A 23,612-nucleotide genomic window follows, 5' to 3' on the forward strand; every position below is an offset into this window, starting at 1 on the left:
AGGATAGTTTTACATTATTTCAAGGGGCTCATTGAGCCTTTTGAAATTTATTGATCCTTGTTTTGTCAATATGAAAAAATATATTTTTGTAGGTCTTATTGGTATAACCATTTCGCTTTCAGCTTTTTCGTGGAAGGAAAGTTTGTTTGGAAGTAAGGTAAATTACAACACAGAGGTCAAGCCAATTTTGAATAAACACTGCATGGGATGCCACGGTGGCGTCAAGAAGGCAGGGGATGTCAGTTTTCTTTTTGAGCATGAGATGCTGGAGCCAGGCAAATCGGGGAAGATCCCGGTTGTTCGAGGTGACGCTGATGCCAGTGAGATGATACGGCGGATTTTGACCGACGATCCGGATGAAAAGATGCCTCAGAAAGGAAATCCGTTGACGGAAGAAGAAGTCAAAACGCTGAAAGACTGGATCAACGAGGGTGCCGAATGGGAGAAACACTGGTCATATAAAAGAGTTGAAAAACAAGAGGTTCCATCATTGAATAATCTATGGAATTTGTACGGACTCATTGAGACGGATGAGAAAAGGTTTGCTAAAAATGAAATCGACAATTTCGTTATACAAAAACTGAAAAAGGAAGGTCTCAAAGTTTCTCCGGAGGCAGACAGGATCACCTTAATTCGCAGGGTAAGTCTGGATCTTTCCGGATTGCCTCCGACAGAAAAGGAAGTCAATGATTTTGTCAGTGATAAATCTTCTAATGCCTACGAAAAGGTTGTTGACCGTTTGTTGAAATCCTCCTCTTATGGTGAAAGGTGGGCCTCCATGTGGATGGACCTGGCGCGTTATGCAGATACGAAAGGTTATGAAAGTGATGGTGCCCGAACGATGTGGCGATACCGTGATTACGTGGTTAAAGCTTTTAACCAAGACAAACCTTTTGACAAATTCACGATAGAGCAGCTTGGCGGAGATTTATTGCCGGAAGGGAAGGATGGTTTTCCTGATAAAAATAATCTGATCGCTACGGGTTTTCATCGGAATACGATGACCAACAATGAAGGCGGTACAGAGGATGAAGAATTCCGGACTTCTGCCCAGATAGACCGGGTGAACACGACATGGGAAGTGTGGCAGGGGACGACATTTGCTTGCATTCAATGTCACAGCCATCCTTATGATCCGATCCCGCATGAGGATTATTACAAATATATGGCGTATTTTAATAATTCAAGAGATGAAGATCTGGCTGACGAATCACCAAAATTGAGGTTTTACAAGGGGGATGACTCAATGCGTGTGGAACGGGTTAAAGGTTGGATCAAAAAGTATAATCCAGCGCAAATCGAAGAAGTTACCCAGTTTCTGAATGTGATGGAACCCAAGATAAATTCCCACAGCTTTGTGAAGGGGGATCAGTCTACTGTGCTTGGCGTTTCTTATTTCGGTGTTAAGAATAAAGGAAATGCCAGGATTCCAAAGGTAAATCTGGAAAGGGCTGGTAATATCCTGATGAGTGTTTCCACAAAAGCAGAAAATGCAGTTCTGACGCTTCATCTGGACAATCTAAATGGGCCGCTTTTATCCCAAATTAAAATTCCCGCGAAAGACAGGGACACGGTTATTATTGCACCCATTTCAAAAATGGCCGGTAAACATGATATCTTTCTATCGCTTAACAGTCCAAAATCACCGGAAGAGTGGGTTAAGATCTCATGGATTTCCTTTCAGCCGGAACTGCCTGGTAATGATCAGCCAGAATATAAAAATATTGTGGCGGACTACGCCGCAGCAATGACAAAATCTACTGAAAGCATTCCTGTTATCTGGGAGGGAAGGGGTGATTTTGCCAGAAAAACGCATGTGTTTGTCAGAGGAAATTGGATGGTGAAAGGAGCAGAGGTAAAACCAGATGTACCTAAATTACTGGCACCTATGCCAAAGGAATTTTCGCGCGACCGTCTCGGCCTGGCCAAATGGATCGTGAACAGAGAGAATCCTTTGACCGGACGTGTCATTGTTAACCGATTCTGGGAGCAATTGTTTGGAAAAGGGATTGTAGAAACCGTTGAAGATTTTGGTTCACAGGGAAGTGAGCCCACCCATCCGGAGCTGTTGGATTGGCTGGCTGTCAGGTTTATGGAAGATGACCAATGGAGCGTCAAAAAACTTTTGAAAACCATTGTGATGTCGGGTACCTATCGCCAAAGTTCGAAAACCAGTCAGGAAAAGCAGGAGAAGGATCCTTATAATATCTGGCTGTCACGTGGGCCGCGCGTACGTTTAAGCGCAGAACAGGTTCGGGATCAGGCTTTGTCGTGCAGCGGACTACTTTCGAGAAAAATGTATGGGCCCGGGGTGATGCCTCCCCAGCCCGATAAAATCTGGCAGTCACCTTATAATGGTGAAAAATGGGTACTTAGTGAGGGAGAAGACAGGTATCGGCGGGGTATTTACACGTATTGGAAACGTACCGCACCGTATCCTTCCATGACCACATTTGATGCGCCAAGCCGTGAATTCTGTCAATCCAGAAGAATGTTGACCAATACGCCGCTACAAGCGCTGGTTACGTTAAATGACCCTGTATACCTGGAAGCTGCTGAAAAATTAGCATCTAAAATGAAAAAAAGGGGCAGGACGCCTGAGCAGCAATTAACGGAGGGTTATAGAATGCTCACTTTCCAGTCCATTGAGAAAAAGAATTTGAATGTATTGTTGAAAATATATAAAGAGGCTTTGGGAAATTATAAAAAGAAGCCGGCTGATGCCGATAGTATTCTTGTTTACGGAAGCGAACGTTCTCCTGAAATGGCAGCACTGACAATTTCGGCCAACGTGATGCTGAATCTGGATCATGTAGTGACGAAAGAGTAGACTGACAGACGGGTTAAAATCTTATACTATGGAAAAGCTTTTAAAGGAATTACAACATGCTAATCTGGAAAGCCAGACCAGGCGCCACTTTTTGCAGTCATGTGGATTTGGGCTTGGTGCGCTTGGACTAGGATCGTTGCTTGGCTCCTGTAATAATTCAGTTACCGAAACAGATACCGCCGGGAAGCTGGCATCAGCTAAAATTCCACAATTCGCTCCAAAAGCTAAAAGGGTTATTTACATCCACATGGCCGGAGCTCCGTCACAGCTCGAACTTTTTGACTACAAACCTGAGCTTTTGAAATACCACGGAAAGGATTGTCCGGCTGAGTTTTTGGAAGGAAAGAAATTTGCGTTCATCCAGGGAGTGCCCAAAATGCTTGGTCCGCAAGGGAAATTTAATCAATATGGAAATTCCGGAGCCTGGATATCGGATTACATGCCGCATTTGCAATCGGTCGCTGATGAAATCACGTTTATAAAATCCATGCATACCGACCAGTTCAATCATGCGCCCGCGCAGTTGCTTATGCACACGGGCAGCGCGAGGCTGGGCCGTCCAAGTCTGGGCGCCTGGTCTGTTTACGGGTTGGGATCGGAGAATCAGAACTTACCCGGATTTATCGTTTTAGCCTCTGGTGGACAACAGCCGGATGCCGGGAAAAGCGTTTATGGAAGTGGTTTTCTTCCATCCGTTTACCAGGGCGTGCAATGCAGAACAGGTGGTGATCCCGTTCTTTACGTGAGCGATCCGACCGGGATGAACCGTAGTATGCGAAAACAGACCATCGATGCGATCAATGATATTAACCGTCAGACCTATGAAGACGTACAGGATCCTGAAATCCTGACGCGCATCAGTCAGTATGAAATGGCATTTCGTATGCAAATGTCTGTGCCTGAGGTTATGGATGTTTCCAAAGAGCCACAGTTTATTTTGGATATGTATGGTGTAAAGCCCGGAGAAGGGACTTTTGCTATGAATTGTCTGCTGGCTCGCAAGCTTGTTGAAAACGATGTGCGCTTTGTCCAGCTTTTTGATTGGGGGTGGGATGCCCATGGAACTTCCAGCACAGCGAATGTGGAGGGAGGTTTAAGAGAGAAATGTCAGGAGTCGGACCGGCCGGTGGCAGCTTTGTTACAGGATTTAAAAATGCGTGGTCTATTGGAAGAAACCCTGGTGATCTGGGGTGGAGAGTTTGGCCGCACACCGATGCAGGAAAATAGAAATGGATTGGTGATGCCATATATGGGTCGTGACCATCATCTGGAAGCATTCACGATGTGGATGGCCGGTGGCGGGGTTAAGAAAGGATATTCGCATGGCGAGACGGACGAGCTTGGATATTACGGTGTGAAAGATAAAGTCCATGTTCATGATTTTCAAGCCACGATATTACACTTAATGGGTTTTGATCATGAAAAGTTTACCTATCCTTTTCAAGGACGAAATTTCCGCCTGACTGATACAATGGGAAAAGTTGTCAGCCAGGTTATTGCCTGAGCCTGATTCAACTGATCCGGAATTTTTAGACTGAATATTTATTTAATTGCATGACACTTCAAGTTATCGTTGCTTCGGATTTCACTACTTTCATTGGACGGTTCCACCCTGTTCTCGTGCATGCGCCTATTGGTTTTTTGTTGATAGCTGCTTTGCTGGAAGCCGGAAGACGCATGGGTAAAATTAGTGTGTCTGAATCAACAATCACCTTTATATTATTCTGGTCCGCTGTCAGTGCAACTTTTGCTTGTTTTGCCGGGTATCTGCTTTCTTTGGGAGGTGGTTACGATGACAAGCTTTTGAGCGATCACATGTGGCAGGGGATTGGTGTGGCTGCATTTGCATGGATAGCATTGCTGTTAAAATCCAAATTTTTCCAAAACAGAAAGACATTCCTGGCCAAATTGTACTTGCCGGCCTTTGGTCTCGCTACGATTTTAACAATGACAGCAGGCCATGACGGCGGGTCTCTGACGCATGGGGAGGGTTACCTGACGCAGTATACCCCGGAGCCATTTCGAAGCTTGGCGGGTATGGACACGATAAAAAAAGAAATATCAGCCATTCGGCCGATTGCAGATATTCAACAGGCAATTGTTTATCAGGATATTGTGCAGCCAATTCTTGAAATGAAATGTGTGCAGTGTCACAACGAAAAAAAGCAAAAAGGAGATCTCAGACTTGACCAGTTTGTCTCTCTGCAAAAAGGCGGAAAGGAAGGGCCGGTACTTATCCCGGGAAAAGGTGCCGAAAGCAGTATGATCACGAGGTGTTTACTACCGGAAGACGACGATGATCACATGCCGCCAAAAGGAAAACCGCAGCTGTCCACAGATCAGATCGCACTTATTTCCTGGTGGATCGATCAGGGCGCACCCGTTGACAAAAAAGTATCTGATATAAAAGTTACAGAACAGATCAAAACTGCACTTGCAGCCCTGGGTTCATCAGGTAATGATTCAAAATCAGAATTGCCCAAAAGTGCTGAGTCGGCTATTGCGAAATTAACTGTAAGTGAACCGAAAGAAAAGGATATCGAAGCACTCCGGAAAGTAGGTTTGCTCGTGAATCGGCTGTCTCAGGATCAAAATCTGATAGAGGTAAGTGCTGTGAATGCGGCAGAATTTGGAGATGGACAGATCAGTTTGTTATTACCTCTCGCCGAGCAAATCACATGGCTGAAATTTGGAAAAACAAAAATTACAGATGCTGGTCTAAAAGAAGTTTCAAAGCTTAAAAATCTGACCAGACTACATTTGGAGCATACCGCCATAGGTGACGCTGGTTTGGCAAACCTGAAATCATTAAAATATCTGGAATATTTGAATCTGGTAGATACCAGGGTTTCTGATTTAGGATTGAAAAATATCGTTGATAACAAAAGCTTGAAATCTATTTACGTATGGGGATCAGCGGTAACTGACAGCACTGTAAACCTTGTTGGTGTTAAACATCCCGGACTGTTGGTTGTCAATGGCTTGGATCAAGAAACTTTTGCCCGATTTACTACGAAGCGTGATACTTTATTGAAGCAGAATAATAGGGATAAATAAATCGTTCCGATTTATCCTTCCGAAAACCTATGCTGTTTCTATTAAGAAATTCTATTCGTGCCTGATTACCTCTGAGCTAGGAACGGCATGGTCAGGAGCTTCCATCTTCTGTCTTTTAATTAATTCTAAATTTTCATAGGATAATCCATCATTTGTGAAAATGCGTCCATTTTTTGTGACGGTATTATCAATGAAATTTGTAAATAAAAATAGAATAATAACTATTTATTATTTTAAAATATTAAGTTTTCGGCTTCCTTTTCTTCATTTTAAACAATTTGTTATGGAACAAACAATACTTTTAATCAAAAAATTATTTTTGGTTTTAATTTTATTCTCATCGCTGCGGGTCAGCGCGCAAAGCAGTCTTGAAGGGAAGGTGACTGGTGATAATAACGAGGTACTCCCCGGGGTTAGCATTGCAGTGAAAGGCACCAGCAAAGGAACTACCACAGATGCGCAAGGTAATTTTAAAATTGAAGCTTTGCCCGGAACCAAGCTGGTGTTTAGTTTTATTGGTTTTGAAACTCAGGAGCTGACTACCGACAATGCCAGTACCTTAAATGTCAGGTTATTGTCCAATTCAAGAGCACTTGAAGAACTGGTAGTAGTTGGATATGGTCAGGTGAAAAAAAGTGATCTTACGGCGTCTGTTTCGAGTGTAAAAGGCGCAGCAATTAAAGAATTTCCAGTTACCTCGCTTGATCAGGCGTTACAGGGACGTGTTTCAGGAGTGCAGATTTCACAGTCATCTGCGGCGCCGGGAGGTGGTCTGTCGGTGAGAGTCCGTGGCCCGAATTCCATTCTGAGTGGATCTGAACCACTTTATGTAGTAGACGGATTGCCGATTTACCCTGATAACAATGCCGTTGGAACAGGTGGCAATCGTCAGCCTTCCAACGCATTGGCCATGTTAAATCCAAATGATATTGAATCGATAGAGGTATTGAAAGATGCATCCGGGACTGCAATTTACGGTTCGCGCGGTGCCAATGGGGTGGTCATGATCACCACCAAAAGAGGTAAGGATGGCAGTGGACGATTCACATACGATGGATCTTATTCTTTTCAGAATATGGCCCGGAAACTGGATATGCTTCGCGCGGATGATTACATGCGGTATATCAATAGACTGGAAGTTAGCCAGGGCGGAGCCGGGAGATATAGCAACGACCAGATTTCAGCCGCAGGAGCGGGAACGAACTGGGTTGACGCAGTAACCCGGCCCGGTAGTATCCAAAGCCATCAGCTGACTTTTTCGGGTGGCAATCAAAACATGAAATACGCTTTCAGTGCTAATGTGCTTGATAACCAGGGAATTATTGTTAATACTGACTTCAAGCGATATGGTTTCCGTTTTAATCTGGATAATGACTTTTTGGGTGGAAAGGCTACATTGAGTAACAGTTGGTCATACAGCCGGTTGATTTCCAATAATGTTCCTACGGATCGGGGAGGTCCGGGAGGAATTATGATTACGTCGCTGGGACTTGATCCTACCGTTGCAGTTTATGACCAAAACGGTGGTTACAATTATCCAAGTTATGATGGAAGATTCAGTATTAATCCGGTTGCAGAGGCCAAAGAAGGATATGACCGCGACGCTACCAACCGTCTTTTTGGAACCACTGCCGTTACTTTTAATTTATTCAGCGGCCTTAAATTCAAAACCAGCATTGGTGCGGATATCGTAAGTGCAGGCCGGACTTCGTTTTTCAACAGCTTTACAAGACTTGGTCGCCAGAATGGGCGTCAGTTGGATAAGTTTAACAGGAACGTAACCAATCTGTTGAACGAAAATTTATTGTTCTACCACAAGGAGTTAAACCCAAATCACATTATTGACGCCACAGCCGGTTACACATTTCAGCATGAAGTAAACCAGTACGCCTCAGCATCTACTTTTGGCTTGCCTTCCGATGATGTAAACTCAATGAATCTGCAAAATGGCTCGAAAATTCAGACACCCTATTCCGGCAGACAGGAGTGGAATCTGCAATCTTTAATTGGCCGTTTTAATTATTCCGCTTATGATAAATATCTATTGACCGTCACGGTCAGACGTGATGGTTCATCAAAATTTGGCCCGAATAACAAACATGCCACATTTCCTTCGGCTGCCCTGGGCTGGAAAATTGCAAACGAAAAGTTCTTTACTGATTCAAGACTTAGTAATGTTTTTGACGACCTAAAGCTTCGGGTGAGTTACGGTGTTACCGGTAATTCTAATATTCCACCATACCAGTCTGTTTCAGGCCTTGTTCCCTACAACTATGTATTTGGAGGTCAGTTGACAGCGGGTTATGGTGCCAATAACATTGCCAATCCTGATCTTAAATGGGAATCAACACGGATGTTAAATATCGGTTTAAACACCAGATTGCTTAAAAACCGTCTTGATTTATCCGTAGACTGGTACAACACCAAGACATCGGATCTGCTTTTGTATGTTTCGATTGCACAGAGTACCGGTTTCAGAACTGTTCTGTTGAATTCAGGAACGCTTACCAACAAAGGGATGGATTTCGAAGCTAATTTCAAAGCCATTGATGGAGAAAGGCTGAAATGGGATATTGGCGGAAATATTTCTTATGTGCGAAACAAATTGACTGATCTTGGGGAAAGCACACCCTATTTTTCAGGAAGTCCAAGCGGCCATTTGGGTATCGACGGAAGCTGGGTGGAGGCGGGCAATCCGATCGGTGTTTGGAGAGGATATGAATACGCTGGTTTATTTACTACCGATGGCGAAGCTGCAACATATTCAGCCAGAGCGGGATATCCAAAATATACGGATGTTAACGAAGACGGAAAATATACTTCTGATGATTATAAGATCATAGGCAATCCAAATCCCAAATTCACCTGGGGGTTAAACAGTTCGCTGAAATACCGCGGTTTTGATCTGGGTATTTTCTTCAGAGGTGTTCAGGGAAACCAGGTAAGAAATTTACAGCAAGCTGAAATTGGAGATGGTGTGCAGAAAATAAATCAGCTTTCTAACATCCTGACAGACTCTTACAGCGCAGAAAATCCTAATGGCAATCGGCCGGTTATCGATGGTAGAAGAGATTTTATTTCATTCCGTAAATCTTCATTTTTTATTCAGGACGGTTCTTTTGTAAGGTTGCAAAATGTATCACTTGGTTATAACATACCATTTTCCAGCAACTTTATACGCTCTGCAAGATTATCCGTAAGCGGCCAGAATTTATTCCTGATTACCAAATACAAAGGTTTTGATCCGGAGGTGAACAATAGTGGACAAAGTAATTTGAACCGTGGTGATGATTACGATGCTTATCCCCGTGCACGAACGGTTACAGTAGGTGTCAATCTGGGATTCTAGTAAAAGGTAAAGTATAGTTTAACGGCATTAAAATTTTTAAAACAATGAAAAATAAATTTATACAACAGGCCAGGCTCGCGGTAGCAGTAGGTATGCTGATCACAGCTGGCTGTTCCGATCTCAAAGAAAAACCTGATTTCATTAATCCGGATAGTTTTTACAAATCAGCCACAGAGCTCGAACTGGGTGTAAATGCGGTATATGATGACCTGGGTATGGGAAACGGAGATTGGTCCAACCATTTTTATAACCGCTACGTATTTGAATGCCTGGTAGGATACCAGGTTGGATGGGAGAAAGGCCCTTTGCAATTCAATCTCGGGAACGTCAGTGCGTCAGATGACTATATCAATGCATATTGGCAACAATGTTACCGTTCTATTGATCGGGCCAATAAAATCATTGAAGTGGCCGACGCAATGAACGATGTTGGAAATGCTGATAAAGTAAAAAGAGTCAAAGCGGAAGCTGAATTTTTAAGAGGATTTTATTTTTACGAACTTCTGAGATATTTCGACAATCCGCCGATTAAAATAACTTCAACCAAAAGTTACAGTGATTTGCCTGATAACGCAGGTGGAAAGCGTAAAGTGATTGATCAGATCTATGCAGATGCAACGGCTGCTGCCTCGGTTTTGCCGGCAAGTTATACCGGAACAGACGCAGGACGCGCAACCAAATGGGCTGCAAAAACACTTCTGATGAAGGCGCAGTTATGGGATGAAAAATGGGTTGAAGCGAAAGCCACTGCTGAAGATATCATTGCAAACAGTGGTATGACTTTGTTTCCTGATTTTGTAAATAATTTTGATATTGATCATGAAAATCAGGGAGAGAGAATCTTCGAAGCCCAGATTTCAGCAAAAGCGAATTCATCGGAATATAACAATCATTCGGCGCATTTTAATCCGGAAGATTTTCCAAGTGATCTGGGAGGCGCAGGGTGGAGTTGGCTGAGCGCAACGAAAGATTTCAGAATGTCTTACCAGGAAAATGACAAACGCATCGGTGGCACTTTCGTTGAATCTTACCAAACCGGTAGAACGGCCAAAACCTCGGACGGGAAATTTCCGACGGTAAAATGGTCTGCGAAAGCGGATTACAACCTATCCAGATTTGGTGGCCTGGTAGACCCCAACGCAAATCCAAACAAACCGGAAGATTTGATTTTTAGCAAGGCCTGGTCTTCTAAATTGGTTGAGCTGGATAAAAATAATACGACTACTGAGAAGAATACGATCTATATGCGTTACTCGGAGGTACTTCTGGGACATTCGGAAGCTTGCAACGAAAGTGGCCAGGGTGACGCTTATGCCGGAATCAATAAAGTCAGGGCAAGAGCCGGACTGACTCCATTGGCTGGGTTGACAAAGGCTGGATTGCAGAGCGCCATTATGGACGAAATCATGCATGAATTTGCATTTGAACAAGTGACTTATCCGGAGTTACGTAGAAAAAGTAAATTTGGAGGAACGCCGGATTATCTGGGAGATTATATCAAACGTTACTCTTCTACGTATAATGTAGGTCGTGCACCAAAAGCGCGGGATTATGTACTTCCTATTCCTTTGATCGAGCTTCAGGGAAATCCAAATGTGGTACAGAATCCGGAGTGGAAATAAATTTCTGAAAAAGAATAATGCGGAGGGTCGTCAAGGCTCTCCGTTTTTGTGTTGAAATTAATAGTATTTTACAAAATGAAAATAAGGATCATCGTTTGTCTTTTATGGGTTCTGGCCGTTTCTTGTAAAAAGAAATCAGAGACACTTTTTACAGCACTTCCTTCGTCTCAAACGGGCGTGAAGTTTGTAAATACTGTAAAAGAGAACGAAGATTTCAATTTGATCGATTATTACTATGTCTATAATGGAGGCGGCGTGTCGGTTGGGGATATAAATAATGACGGATTGCCGGATCTTTATTTCAGCGGAAATCAGGTAGCAGATAAATTATATCTGAATAAGGGGAAATCTGAAAGTGGCCTTCATTTTGAAGATATTACAAAAACTGCCGGAATTAAAACGAGTGGATGGAGTACGGGCGTAACCATGGCAGATGTTAATGGCGACGGGCTTATGGATATTTATGTCTGTAAATCAGGTAACTATCCTGCCGAGAAAAGGAAGAATCAGTTTTATCTCAACAAAGGAAATATGCAGTTTGAAGAATGTGCGGAGAAATTCGGGATAGCGGATACGACATTTACAAATCAGGCTGCATTTTTCGATTATGATAAGGATGGTGACCTGGATCTTTTCCTGATCACAAGTACAAATCTGATCAGAAACCCCAACAAACTGGTTGCACCTGTGAATGACGGAAAAGGCCTTTCACCAGACAAACTTTACCGCAATGACGGCGTTAAATTTACGGATGTATCCATCCAGGCAGGAATTGTCCATGATGGAATGAGCCTCGGTTTATCCATTACCGATTTCAATGGTGATGGCTGGGAAGATATCCTGGTGGGAAATGATTTTTTATCCAACGATTTACTGTATGTAAATAATCAGGATGGTACCTTCATAGAATCTGCGAAAGAGGCGTTCGGGCATCACAGCCAGTTTACCATGGGAACCGACGCTGCGGATTTTAACAATGACGGGAAGGTTGATCTGATGACAGTTGATATGCTTCCTGCCGACAACGCGCAACGAAAACTGATGGCGGGGCCGGCTAATTTTCAACAGTTTCAGATGGCTACACAGTTGGGTTATCATCCGCAGTATATGCGGAATATGCTTCATTTGAATGCCGGATCAGTGGAAGACGATAACGGTAATAAGCAGGTCCATTTTTCCGAAATCGGCCAGTTTTCCGGCGTGTATAGTACGGATTGGAGCTGGTCGCCGCTTTTTGCAGATTTTGATAACGACGGGCTTAAAGATCTTTGTATCACAAACGGATACCTGCGCGACGTGACAGACCTGGATTTTGTAGCCTACAATGCCGAAATGGCGCAGGGAGGTGAGTCGGTAGAGGTCATCAATAACAGGATGAAAACGGAAGCGGTAAAAATGAAAACGCTTAAAAAGAATAATTTTATCTATCAAAACAATGGCGATCTGACTTTTACCAACCGGACAAAAGACTGGTTTGGCGAGTCGCCTTCCTTGTCAAATGGATCTGCCTACGCGGACCTGGATCGGGACGGAGATCTGGATCTGGTAGTGAACAATATAAACCAGGAGGCATTTATTCTGGAAAATAATTCAACAGGGAAAAACTTTCTGAATTTTAATCTGAAAGGGAAAAAGGGGAATACGGGTGGATTAGGTGCAGAAATAACCCTATACCATAACGGTACATTGCAGAAAATCCACCATGCTGTGACCAGGGGATATCAGTCTTCAAGTGATCATCAGGTTCATTTTGGATTGGGAAATAAAAAACTTGCCGATTCAGTTCTCGTTGTCTGGCCGGATGGAAAAAGTCAAACGGTCAGAAAACTGGCGGTCAACCAGATACTGACGATTGACTATAAGAACGCAAAATTTTCCATACCTGAAAAAGCGGTTTTACCCCCGATGATGAACGACGTTTCGGCACAATCCGGAATTAATTATCTTCATCAGGAAGAGCCTTATATGGATTATAGCCAGGAGCCTATGTTGCCACATCTGCTTTCAAAACAAGGTCCTAAAATGTCTGTTGGTGATGTTAATGGTGATGGATTGCAGGATTTTTTTATTGGTGGATCGTATCATCATCAGGGCCAACTTTACATTCAGAATACCCTTGGTAAGTTTGATCAGAAGCAGATCAAAGGGGTGATTGATCAAAAAGATGAAGAAGATACCGGTGTTTTGCTTGCCGATCTGGATGGTGACAAGGATCTGGATCTCTACATTGTGAGCGGCTCCAATGAGTATTTTGATGGTTCGGAATATTATCAGGACAGGGTTTATCTTAACGACGGTAAGGGGAACTTTACATTTGCGCCAAATGTGTTACCTGACATACGGCATAGCGGCTCCTGCGTCGTGGCAGCAGATTTTGATCATGATGGTGATCTGGATTTATTTCGCGGCGGCCGGCTTATACCGCTTGGTTATCCTAAGGCAGGAGAAAGCTGTATTTTACGTAATGACAACGGAAGGTTTACCGACGTAACCGATCAGGTGGCTCCGGGTTTAAGAAATATAGGAATGGTAACCGATGCGGTCTGGGCGGATATTGACAACGATTCCTGGCCGGACCTTATGCTGACAGGCGAACTCATGCCATTAACATTGTTTAAAAACACAAAAGGAAAACTGGCAGATAGCAATGCTTTTCCGTCTTCCAATGGTTTCTGGAACTGTGTCAAAGCTGCGGATTTTGATCATGACGGCGATCTGGATTTCATCGCTGGGAATCTTGGCTTGAATAGTCGTTACCGTTTTTCAAAATCACAACCTATGTCCATTTACAGTGGCGATCTGGATAATAATGGTCGTTATGATGCCATCCCAGCCTACTTTTTGGGTGGCGTTGAATATCCTGTTCCATCAAGGGATGAGTTGGTCCGGCAGGTACCCATGTTTAAGAAACGCTTTCAATCTTATGCTTTGTATTCCAACGTCAAAATGGACGAACTATTGACCGGAGAGCAGCGGAAATCTGTGATTGTCAGTCAGGCATTTGAGCAGCAAAGCGTATACATCGAAAACAAAGGCTCAGGGAAATTTGTAATCAAACCATTACCGCAAGCTGCACAATATTCAGTTGTACAGGATATTTCGATTGATGATGTTGATCGGGACGGGAATCCGGATATACTTTTGGTTGGTAATGATTTTACCATAGAACCCATGGCAGGGCAGTACGATGCTTTTTATGGTTTATTGTTGAAGGGAAATGGAAAAGGAGATTTTAATTCTATACCAACGGAAGTTTCCGGATTTTTTGCAGGTGGAGATTGCAGGAATATTAAAAAATTAACGGGTAAAAGAGACCTTTTTATTGTGTCGAGAAATACTGGATATGTTTCAGTATTTGCCAAAGAATAGAAATGTAGTAATTGTAATGAATTATTATTCAGTATTTTATTCTATAATTTCAAATGAATATATAGTTCTTGAATTAAAAATCTCACCCGGCAGCAGTAAAGTTGACGGGAAAGTTGGCTGGTTTGGAGAATCAGCAAAATGCTGGGTTTCAAGGCAAATTCCGGCGTATTGTGGAAAGTTTGATGCTTTCATTTTACCGTTTTCTTTGCCAAAATAATTTGCGCAATACACATGAATGCCTGGTTCAGTTGTATAGGTTTTCACAGCGATTCCGCTGGCTGGGCAAAACAGCCTGGCAGCCAGTTGAAGCTCAGGTGTATTTTCTTTCTTTAATAAAAAACTGTGATTAATTCCAAAATCCAGACGCATTTGATCATCGGTGCAGTGAAGTGCCTCACTTATTTTTTGAGGCTCAACAAATGAAAACGGTGTTTGCCGAACAGGATCAAAATGTCCGATTGGAACAGACTGCTCGTTGTTGGGAAGATATTGATTACTGAATATTTGAAGAAAATGGTTTTCTATCGTTTTATCCCGGCCGCCCGAAAGATTAAAATAGCTATGTTGCGTAAAGTTGACATGGGTAGGATTATCAGTAACAGCCTGATAGTCAATTTTTAATTCATTTTTGTCGGTTAAAGTGTATGATACCATGACTGTTAAAGTTCCCGGAAATCCTTCCTCCATATCTTGACTGACATACTGCAAGGTCAGCGAACTGGCAGTATGATTGACTGGCTCCCAAATTTTCTTATTAAATCCGTCAAATCCACCATGAAGGCATGTTTGCCCATTATTTCTGGAAAGTTGAAAACGTTTTCCTCCCAGCTCAAAACTTCCGTTTGAAATTCGGTTGGCATAACGGCCGATCACTGCTCCGATACAATGTTGATCAGTCAGGTAATCTTCCGGTAACTGAAAACCAAGAACAACATCTGTTATTGCTCCGGTTTTGTTCGGTACTTTCAATGATTTTATTATTGCCCCGTAATCCAGTATTTCGGCAGTAATTTCCTGATTATTTTTTAGTGTAAAAAGCGATATTCTTTTCTGATTTTGCACCGTTCCTGAGCTTTATTTTTTTACCTGTTCTGGTATTTCTCAACAGTACAAACTTAGTATGGTTTACACATGAAAAATTTGTACAAAATTTTCTTTGTGATAGACTATATTATTATTTTTTGCTTAGGTTTGCTGGAAAAGAGATTGTTATGAGTGATACTGCTATTTCCAGGAAAAGAGACGGCTTCGCTGGACAGCAGGCCATTGTGCTTCCCAAAAGTGTAATTGAAATTTGCTCGGAAACGCCTCCTGTTAGTTCGATGTATATAACGGATATGGGATTTTATCCCAAGGCACAATTTCATTACAGGCAGCGCCTTGACGGAGTTCCTGAAAATATTCTTATATACTGTGTAGACGGAAAAGGATGGGCCCAAATGCCCGATAAGGGAATAGTACCGGTTAAATCAGGAGAGTTTTTAATCATCCCGACCGGAACACCTCACAGATATGGTGCAGACGAAACACATCCATGGAGTATTTTCTGGCTGCATATCAAAGGAGAGCAGGCAACGACAATTGCCAGACTGATGATGGATTCAGGTAAAAGTCACATCAATGCCGTGCCTTTCGACGAGGAGCGTGTACGGCTTTTTGATGAAATGTATTATGCGCTGGAAAAAGGGTATGGGCTGGACAATCTTATTTATGTCAATATGACGCTCTGGCGCTTTCTGGTGTCATTTATTCAAAGCGATAAATTTACTTTGGCGAAGAAAACAACTGACAAAGATGCCATCAGTAAAACGATTGATTACATGCAGGAGAGTATTGACGCTTCCTTAAAACTGGATGACTTTGCGGCCTACGTTAACATCTCACCTTCGCATTATTCGGCTCTATTTAAAAAGAAAACTGGTTACGCACCCATTGAATATTTCAACCATCTGAAAATACAAAAAGCGTGTCAATATCTTCAGTTTACAGATCTTCGCATTGGAGAAATTGCACAAAAGGTGGGTATCAGCGATCAATATTATTTTTCCAGATTATTCCGAAATATCATGGAATGCCCGCCTGTGGAGTACCGGAAAAAAAGATTATTGCTTGAAGATAGCCTTCCGGAACATTTCTGAATTTCAGGATTTTTCTTTCGTGCAAGCTGTTAACGAAAGTTTGATTGTTTTACCCAGCCGATATCAGTGAACCTTGTACAGAAAAATATAAGAATACCGTAGTATAGTTCATCATTTTGATAAGTTAGTCCATTCTATAAAACAAATCAAAAAATCATTTTTGCATAGAAATATGCTGAATGTTTCTGTCAAATAATTTATTTCAGAAACTCACTTTTATCCGTAAAATCGACCCGGTCAATACCAATATAGACGACTCTGCTGTCATTTTGGTACGATAGCTATATGTCCTTTTGATCGATAAGATTTTGAGGGATTTAAGGATTTCTGTTACAAAATATTCCGTAACCTGTTGAAAGGTTCATAATTTATCTGACCCAGGATAAATTATCAGAAATGGCAACGCAATTAAATTTTTAATGAATGATCACGACGGACCTCAAATCAGAAACGATACAGTATAATGGCAATTACATTCTTGGAATATCCCTCATTTCGGCATTGGGCGGTTACCTTTTTGGGTTTGACTTTGCAGTAATTTCCGGAGCACTTCCATTTTTAAGAAACGAGTTCCAGCTCGATGTGTGGTGGGAAGGTTTTCTCACTGGTTCGCTTGCTTTGGGGTGTATGGTGGGCTGTATGTTTGCAGGTAAGCTTGCCGATTCTTATGGTCGTAAGCCAGGGCTTATCGTCGCGGCTGTGATATTTGCACTATCTTCCATTGGTATGGCATTCTCAGGTAACCTGGCAGTTTTCGTTATGATGCGGTTTGCTGCCGGAATCGGTGTTGGTATGGCCTCCATGCTCAGTCCCATGTATATCGCAGAAGTATCTCCGGCAGAAATGCGGGGGAGAAATGTTTCCATTAATCAATTAACGATCGTATTTGGTATTCTGATCACCAATATGGTCAATTACCTGCTCGCTGATCAGGGACCGGATGCCTGGCGCTGGATGTTTGGTTTAGGTGCTGTGCCTGCTGTGTTGTTTCTGATCGGTGTTTTATGGCTTCCGGAAAGCCCACGCTGGCTTATCAAAGACGGTCAGGTTGATAAAGCTCAAAAAGTATTGTCTAAAATCGGTAACGAACACTTTGTGAAAATTACGCAGGAGGCCATTGGAAAGACATTATTAGCTGCACCAAAGGCCTCCTTTTCAGAAGTTTTTCAAAAAGCGGTACGTCCTGCGTTGTTAGTCGGTATTACTCTGGCGGTGTTTCAGCAGCTTTGCGGAATCAATGTGGTTTTTAATTACACCTCCACCATTTTTGAGTCCATCGGAGCCGACCTTGATCGCCAGCTTCTGGAAACAGTAGCTATCGGCGCAGTAAACCTGGTCTTCACCCTCGTTGCAATGTGGCAGGTTGACAAACTGGGCAGAAGACCCCTGATGCTCATCGGTTCGCTGGGACTTGCGGTCACTTACATCGCGCTGGCGTATGTCCTCCAAAATGGTGCACCAGCTCTTGTTGTGTCGATGCTTGTTTTATGCGCAATAGCCCTGTATGCAACTTCGCTTGCGCCTGTCACCTGGGTTTTGATCACAGAAATTTTCCCTAATCATATCAGAGGTGTGGGCATTTCCATCGCTACGGTGTCGCTTTGGGGAGCCTATTTTATTCTGGTTTTTACATTTCCTGTTCTGGCAAAAACAATTGGGACTTATGGGCCATTTTACCTCTATGCGGCCATTTGCTTTCTGGGATTTGTTTTTATCAGAACCAGCGTGACCGAGACCAAAGGGCAAACATTAGAAAATCTGGAAGAGAGTTATTTCAAACATTAATTATAACACAGACATGGATCACGTTGAGATCTGGGAGTCAAAAGTTACCGTTCCTACTTATGAAGTAGGGGAGAAGGAAAGAAATCCCATGTTTTTTGAAAAAAGGGTATATCAGGGAAGCAGCGGCGTAGTTTATCCCAATCCGGTCATTGAGAAAATATTCGACACAAGGGTTGATAAGGAATACACAGGACTTTTTCTTGAAAACAAATATTTGAAAATCATGATCCTGCCGGAAATTGGCGGCAGGGTGCAATTGGCTTATGACAAGCTCAAACAAAGACATTTTGTCTATTACAATCAGGTAATTAAGCCAGCTCTGGTAGGTCTTACGGGACCGTGGATATCGGGTGGTATCGAATTCAACTGGCCTCAGCACCATCGCCCCTCCACTTTTGACAATGTTGATTACAGAATTGAAGAAAATGCAGATGGCAGCAAAACGGTTTGGGTCAACGAAATCGAAAAGATGTTCCGTACCAAAGGTATGGCCGGTTTTACACTTTATCCTAACAAGGCCTATCTTGAAATAAAAGCGCAGCTATATAATCGAACTACCTTGCCCCAGACATTTTTGTGGTGGGCAAATCCGGCCGTAAAGGTTAACGACGATTATCAGTCAGTCTTTCCTTCGGATGTTAATGCTGTTTTTGATCATGGAAAAAGGGATGTCTCCACTTTCCCTATCGCGACCGGCACTTATTACAAGGTAGATTATTCTCCCGGGACGGATATATCGCGATACAAAAATATTCCTGTACCCACATCCTACATGGCCATCAATTCAAATTATGATTTTGTAGGAGGGTACGAGCACGATTCGAAAGGAGGATTGTTGCATGTCGCTAATCATCATGTATCACCCGGAAAAAAACAATGGACCTGGGGACATGGCGATTTCGGCCAGGCCTGGGATCGTAACCTTACAGACGAAGACGGTCCGTACATTGAATTGATGACTGGCGTATTCACAGACAATCAGCCTGATTTTACCTGGCTGATGCCAAATGAAGAAAAATCGTTTACACAGTATTTTCTTCCTTATCATGATTTGGGTGTTGTCAAAAATGCGACAAAGGATATTTTGATCAATCTCGAAGTTGAGTCCGGATCGGCAAAAATACAGGTTCTGGTTACTTCGGTTCAGCTTCATACTAAAATCACGCTGGCGCAGGGCGAGGAGCAGTTTTTGGATACCTCAGCTGACATTTTCCCTGAGAAAATCTTTGAAACTACGCTTGTTTTACCTACTCATGCAGAACCGGATAAACTGGCCCTGATTATTTCTGATAGTTATGGAAAGGAATTGTTACGTTTTGAGCCTTCTGCCAATCAGATCAACGAAATCCCAAGTCCTGCCTTGGCACCCGGCCGTCCTCAGGAAATCGAAAATAACGAACAGCTTTTTCTGATCGGACAGCATCTGGAACAATACCGGCATGCCACTTATAGTCCTGTTCCTTATTACGAAGAAGCACTTCATCGTGATCCAAAGGATATCCGAAATAACAATGCTCTCGGTGCCTGGTATTTGCGGAGAGGTCAGTTTTTGAAAAGCGAGGCCTATTTCAAAACCGCAGTCGAAAGAGCAACGAGCCGGAACCCAAATCCTTACGATGGCGAGCCTTACTACAACCTGGGGTTGAGTCAATGGTTTCTGGAAAAAACAGATGAGGCTTATAAATCATTTTATAAAGCCTCTTGGTCTGCCGCCTGGCAGGATGCGGCATATCTTTCGCTTGCACAAATTGATTTGAAAAGGGGAGATTACAACTCAGCGCTTGAACATATCAATTTTTCTCTGGACCGCAATGCCCGCAGCAGCAAAGCGTATGTAGTCAAATCTGCCGTTTTGAGAAAATTGGGACGTTACGAGGAAGCGATAGAAGTTTGTAAGGAAGCAATACGTAGGGATGGTTTCAATCTGGCTGCAAGGTTTGAGCTGATTAAAATAGAGCAAATGATGAAAACCGGTGGAGCAGATTTAACTGCAATCCAAACCTTAGCAAGAAATGATGATAACAGTTATCTGGAATATGCACTGGATTATAAGTGGGCCGGACTGTACGAGGAAGCATCCGAGGTTTTAACATTGGCAGAAAAAGCTGGTTCCACCAATCCCATGATTTATTACCACCTGGCTGACGTCAGCAGAAGTTTGGGCGATGCAAAATTGGCAACACAATATCGTCAGAAGGCGGTAGCGAATAAACCTGATTACTGCTTTCCAAATAAACTGGAAGACATAAAGGTTTTGACTGCGGCTATGAAATTTAATGCTTCGGACAACTATGCGCCATACTATCTGGGAAATCTTTTTTATGATAAGCGGCAGTACAATGAAGCGATCGATTTGTGGAAAAGCTCGGCCTCAATTAACGCAAATTTTCCGACAGTCCTTCGAAACCTGGGTATCGCTGTTTTTAATAAAGAAAACAATGCAGAATTAGCACTGGATTATTTTGAAAGGGCATTTGCGCTCAACGAATCCGATGCACGTATACTCATGGAACTTGATCAGTTGTATCTGCGCCTGAACAGACCCGTAGCGGAACGGCTCGCATTTTTGAATCATCACAAACAAACCGTAGAGAAAAGAGACGATTTGTATCTTCAACTGGCTGCTTTATACAACCTGAACGGAGAGCCCGAAAAGGCACTGGAGTTGATTGAAAACCGCCAGTTTCATCCCTGGGAAGGAGGGGAGGGAAAGGTTTCGGGACAATACCAGTTTGCTCTGGCAGGACTTGCCTTAGATAGTCTGGCCAATGAACATTATCTGGAAGCGACGGTACATTTGAAAAAATCGCGGACGTTACCGCATAATCTCGGAGAAGGAAAACTGCCGGATGCACCTGAAAATGATATACTTTATTGGCTGGGGTGTGCCAGTGAAGGTTTGAATGAAAGTGATCAGGCATCTGACTATTTTGAAAAAGCTACAAAAGGAAATAGTGAGCCCTCTGCGGCAATTTTTTACAATGATCAGCAACCCGATAAAATATTCTATCAGGGGCTTGCCTGGAAAAAATTGGGAGAAAACGAAAAGGCAAATCAGATTTTTGAGAAGCTCATTGCGTATGGAGAATCACACCAAAACGATCAGGTTACGCTGGATTATTTTGCGGTATCCCTTCCGGATCTTTTGATTTTCGACTCCGATCTTGACTTGCTTAACAAAATTCACTGTTTATACATCATAGCATTGGGCCATCAGGGAATGGAAAATTTTCAATCGGCAGAAGTCCTGTTTAAGAAAGTACTCGAAGAAGATTGTTCTCATCAGGGAGCTATTCTGCACCTTGAACTGATTAAGAAGTCTTATTCGAGAATATGATTTTATTGCTCTGCTTATTACAGATGAAGTTTTTTGAATGCAGATTTGTTCTTTGGCATTCAAAAAACTTTACAAAATCCGGATATAGATTCGATCTCTAGTGGTTATTGTGATAATTGAATATTAATCTTTTCGTGTATGTGGGTAAGCTCTGATAGTCATATTGGCGGGAGGAAACTAGTTTTCATTTCAAATATCGGAATCCAAGCGACAGTCCAATCTGATAAGGCTGAACTTGAAATTTTGTATCCGGGTTTATCATTTTTGTGAAACTGTACTCCACGTATGGCCCTATATTAAGTTTAGAATTCTCACTGATTAAGATTTCTTTGCCGATCGCTACATTTCCCCATAAAACATTTGTTTTCGTTGTAAGTTCCCGCGAAAACTCCAGACCTACGTCGCCAAAGTAATTTTGAAAAACAGACCTATTTGATACTACGCCATGCCGTTTCAAGCCAAGACCGACAAATTTTAGCTTATTATTTTGTTGGTGTTGAATACCTTTTGTTACCAAATAATATTCCTCGTCGTTTTTTTGAAGTTCAAATTTGTCAGATTTGATTTCATACCGAAATGACTGATTCAACTGGCCATAACTAAAAAGTAATTGAAATGCTCCTTTTGTAATACCACCCGAAAATTTGTAACTGAGCCGGTCAGGATAAATCTCTGATGGGACGCTAACATTTTGATAAACCACGCCTGACGAGGCTTTTACAGTTAAAATCTGGACTGTGTTCAGTGCGACAGTGTTGAAAACAAAGCCAAGCCTAGTCCTGGTTCTACCTAAATTTTTACTCTCCTCTTCTTCGGCTGTTGAAGGAAATTCAATGCTCAGCCTTGGACCAAAACTGTACTGCTCAAAAGGTCTTTTGCCGATTGTATCCAAATTAAATGCTATTGGTATTACCCTGTTTTCTAAATCAGGATTATCAACTTGCTTCCCAAGATTTAATGAATTCAAAGATCGTTCCGGTTCTGTGACATCATCCTCGATCTGTTTTTGTCCTGACTCCGGTAATGCCGGAATAATATTTATATTTTTTTCGTAGGTATCGTCAATTTCGATTGGTTTGGAACCTCCACTCGACAGGCCAGCCGAAGCCGGCCGTTTGGGCACTTTTGGCTTGATTTTTGGAGTTTTGGAATTATTTTTTTGGTTGTGTAAACCGATTAATTTATTTCTGATTGGAGCGTCAATCACTTTATTTTGCGACACCTCAGTGTCATGCGCGACCTTCGGCGATTTGCTCAGGCTTGGGGAATTGCTTTCTTTATTGATGTTAACGGAAGCTGTTTCTTTCTCCGTAAAAATGGAAAAATATAATATTGAAGAGAGAACTAAAAAGGATATCAGTCCGGCAAACACCACACTTTTCGATCCGGCTGATTTCCAATAAGAACGGTTTGAGTTGGTCAAAATAAAATCATCCGATGATCTTTCCACTTGCGCTTCAAAGTCATCAAATTTTCGTTGCAGCGCCGCTTTCAGAGCGCTGTCAGTATCGTTATCCGGGGATTTCATAGCGACTTATACCTATTTCCTGTAATTTTTTCATTAAAATATTTCGTGCCCGATGATACTGCGAGCGCGCTGTCCCATCGGCTATTGATAACATCTCTGCGATCTCCGTATGTGTAAATCCATCGATCAAATGCAGGTTTACAATCATTCTATACCCGTCTGGAAGTTGAGATATAATGTTAAGTACAACCTCAATATCCAATTTGTCGATTAAAGATTCGTACTCCTCCGAGCAATCATTGTGGTCAACATTGTCCAAATTTACGTGAAGAAGTTGTTGTCGTGTTGTTCTGTTATAATAATTGATTGCTGTATTTATTACGATAGATTTAACCCAACGGTCAATCGATTCTATTTCCCTGACCTCTGTAATTTTTTTGAAGACCTTTATAAATGCCTCCTGAAAAATATCTTCACCCTCAGCATGAGTTTTTGCATAACGAATACAAACACCCATCAGTTTTGTCTTGTATTTTTTATAAAATTCAGTTTGCGCACTGGCTTCAAGCTTTTGACAGCCTATAACAAGCTCATTCAAACTTTCGTATTTTTTACTGCGAAAAAGCTTCATCGATTAGGGGTAGTGGGGAAACGCTA

General features: G+C 42.4%; 12 protein-coding genes. 9 read left to right on the forward strand and 3 right to left on the reverse strand.

The features are described 5' to 3' along the window. Window positions 1-70 precede the first annotated feature (70 nt). From AC1XUO_RS26095 to AC1XUO_RS26120, 6 genes are all read left to right on the forward strand, one after another. Entirely contained in the window at window positions 71-2,830 is a 2,760-nt protein-coding gene (locus AC1XUO_RS26095) for a DUF1553 domain-containing protein (RefSeq protein WP_483332780.1), read from the forward strand. A 28-nt stretch (window positions 2,831-2,858) separates the two neighbouring features. Beyond that, window positions 2,859-4,334 carry a DUF1501 domain-containing protein gene (locus AC1XUO_RS26100; RefSeq protein ID WP_483332781.1) on the forward strand — a complete coding sequence of 492 codons (1,476 nt, stop codon included), beginning with the start codon at window positions 2,859-2,861 and terminating at the stop codon, window positions 4,332-4,334. Between the two features lie 50 nt (window positions 4,335-4,384). Next, a complete protein-coding gene (locus tag AC1XUO_RS26105; protein ID WP_483332782.1) occupies window positions 4,385-5,887 on the forward strand; it encodes a c-type cytochrome domain-containing protein in 1,503 nt (500 codons plus the stop codon). A 283-nt stretch (window positions 5,888-6,170) separates the two neighbouring features. Beyond that, entirely contained in the window at window positions 6,171-9,236 is a 3,066-nt protein-coding gene (locus AC1XUO_RS26110) for a SusC/RagA family TonB-linked outer membrane protein (protein ID WP_483332783.1), read from the forward strand. A 44-nt stretch (window positions 9,237-9,280) separates the two neighbouring features. After that, window positions 9,281-10,858, forward strand: coding sequence for a RagB/SusD family nutrient uptake outer membrane protein (locus AC1XUO_RS26115; protein ID WP_483332784.1), 1,578 nt, complete (start codon window positions 9,281-9,283; stop codon window positions 10,856-10,858). 75 nt (window positions 10,859-10,933) lie between these two features. After that, window positions 10,934-14,227 carry a VCBS repeat-containing protein gene (locus tag AC1XUO_RS26120; RefSeq protein ID WP_483332785.1) on the forward strand — a complete coding sequence of 1,098 codons (3,294 nt, stop codon included), beginning with the start codon at window positions 10,934-10,936 and terminating at the stop codon, window positions 14,225-14,227. A 36-nt stretch (window positions 14,228-14,263) separates the two neighbouring features. Here AC1XUO_RS26120 and AC1XUO_RS26125 read toward each other — a convergent pair whose 3' ends face one another. Continuing rightward, window positions 14,264-15,289 carry an aldose epimerase family protein gene (locus tag AC1XUO_RS26125; protein ID WP_483332786.1) on the reverse strand — a complete coding sequence of 342 codons (1,026 nt, stop codon included), beginning with the start codon at window positions 15,287-15,289 and terminating at the stop codon, window positions 14,264-14,266. Between the two features lie 149 nt (window positions 15,290-15,438). On the opposite strand from AC1XUO_RS26125, the gene AC1XUO_RS26130 reads away from it, so the two are divergent. The 3 genes from AC1XUO_RS26130 to AC1XUO_RS26140 all read left to right on the forward strand — a co-directional run bounded on the left by AC1XUO_RS26130 (window position 15,439) and on the right by AC1XUO_RS26140 (window position 21,487). Further along, window positions 15,439-16,365, forward strand: coding sequence for an AraC family transcriptional regulator (locus AC1XUO_RS26130; RefSeq protein WP_483332787.1), 927 nt, complete (start codon window positions 15,439-15,441; stop codon window positions 16,363-16,365). 423 nt (window positions 16,366-16,788) lie between these two features. After that, the gene (locus tag AC1XUO_RS26135) at window positions 16,789-18,150 is read left to right on the forward strand and encodes a sugar porter family MFS transporter (RefSeq protein ID WP_483332788.1); all 1,362 of its coding nucleotides are present in this window, start codon (window positions 16,789-16,791) and stop codon (window positions 18,148-18,150) included. A 13-nt stretch (window positions 18,151-18,163) separates the two neighbouring features. Continuing rightward, complete coding sequence (locus tag AC1XUO_RS26140; RefSeq protein ID WP_483332789.1) at window positions 18,164-21,487, forward strand: tetratricopeptide repeat protein; 3,324 nt, start codon at window positions 18,164-18,166, stop codon at window positions 21,485-21,487. A gap of 184 nt (window positions 21,488-21,671) precedes the next feature. Here the strand turns inward: AC1XUO_RS26140 and AC1XUO_RS26145 are convergent, their stop codons facing one another. Together AC1XUO_RS26145 and AC1XUO_RS26150 are read right to left on the reverse strand one after the other, a co-directional pair. After that, window positions 21,672-23,015, reverse strand: coding sequence for a hypothetical protein (locus AC1XUO_RS26145; RefSeq protein WP_483332790.1), 1,344 nt, complete (start codon window positions 23,013-23,015; stop codon window positions 21,672-21,674). Next, a complete protein-coding gene (locus AC1XUO_RS26150; RefSeq protein WP_483332791.1) occupies window positions 22,999-23,586 on the reverse strand; it encodes an RNA polymerase sigma factor in 588 nt (195 codons plus the stop codon). Before AC1XUO_RS26150 ends, AC1XUO_RS26145 begins: the two co-directional genes overlap by 17 nt. Window positions 23,587-23,612 lie beyond the last annotated feature (26 nt).

Source organism: Dyadobacter sp. HNCC25DJ186 (assembly GCF_056895235.1).

Coding starts and splice junctions, on each gene's coding strand:
- AC1XUO_RS26095 (WP_483332780.1), top strand. CDS start 71: ATGAAAAAATATATTTTTGTAGGTCTTATTGGTATAACCATTTCGCTT.
- AC1XUO_RS26100 (WP_483332781.1), top strand. CDS start 2,859: ATGGAAAAGCTTTTAAAGGAATTACAACATGCTAATCTGGAAAGCCAG.
- AC1XUO_RS26105 (WP_483332782.1), top strand. CDS start 4,385: ATGACACTTCAAGTTATCGTTGCTTCGGATTTCACTACTTTCATTGGA.
- AC1XUO_RS26110 (WP_483332783.1), top strand. CDS start 6,171: ATGGAACAAACAATACTTTTAATCAAAAAATTATTTTTGGTTTTAATT.
- AC1XUO_RS26115 (WP_483332784.1), top strand. CDS start 9,281: ATGAAAAATAAATTTATACAACAGGCCAGGCTCGCGGTAGCAGTAGGT.
- AC1XUO_RS26120 (WP_483332785.1), top strand. CDS start 10,934: ATGAAAATAAGGATCATCGTTTGTCTTTTATGGGTTCTGGCCGTTTCT.
- AC1XUO_RS26130 (WP_483332787.1), top strand. CDS start 15,439: ATGAGTGATACTGCTATTTCCAGGAAAAGAGACGGCTTCGCTGGACAG.
- AC1XUO_RS26135 (WP_483332788.1), top strand. CDS start 16,789: ATGATCACGACGGACCTCAAATCAGAAACGATACAGTATAATGGCAAT.
- AC1XUO_RS26140 (WP_483332789.1), top strand. CDS start 18,164: ATGGATCACGTTGAGATCTGGGAGTCAAAAGTTACCGTTCCTACTTAT.
- AC1XUO_RS26145 (WP_483332790.1), bottom strand. CDS start 23,015: ATGAAATCCCCGGATAACGATACTGACAGCGCTCTGAAAGCGGCGCTG.
- AC1XUO_RS26150 (WP_483332791.1), bottom strand. CDS start 23,586: ATGAAGCTTTTTCGCAGTAAAAAATACGAAAGTTTGAATGAGCTTGTT.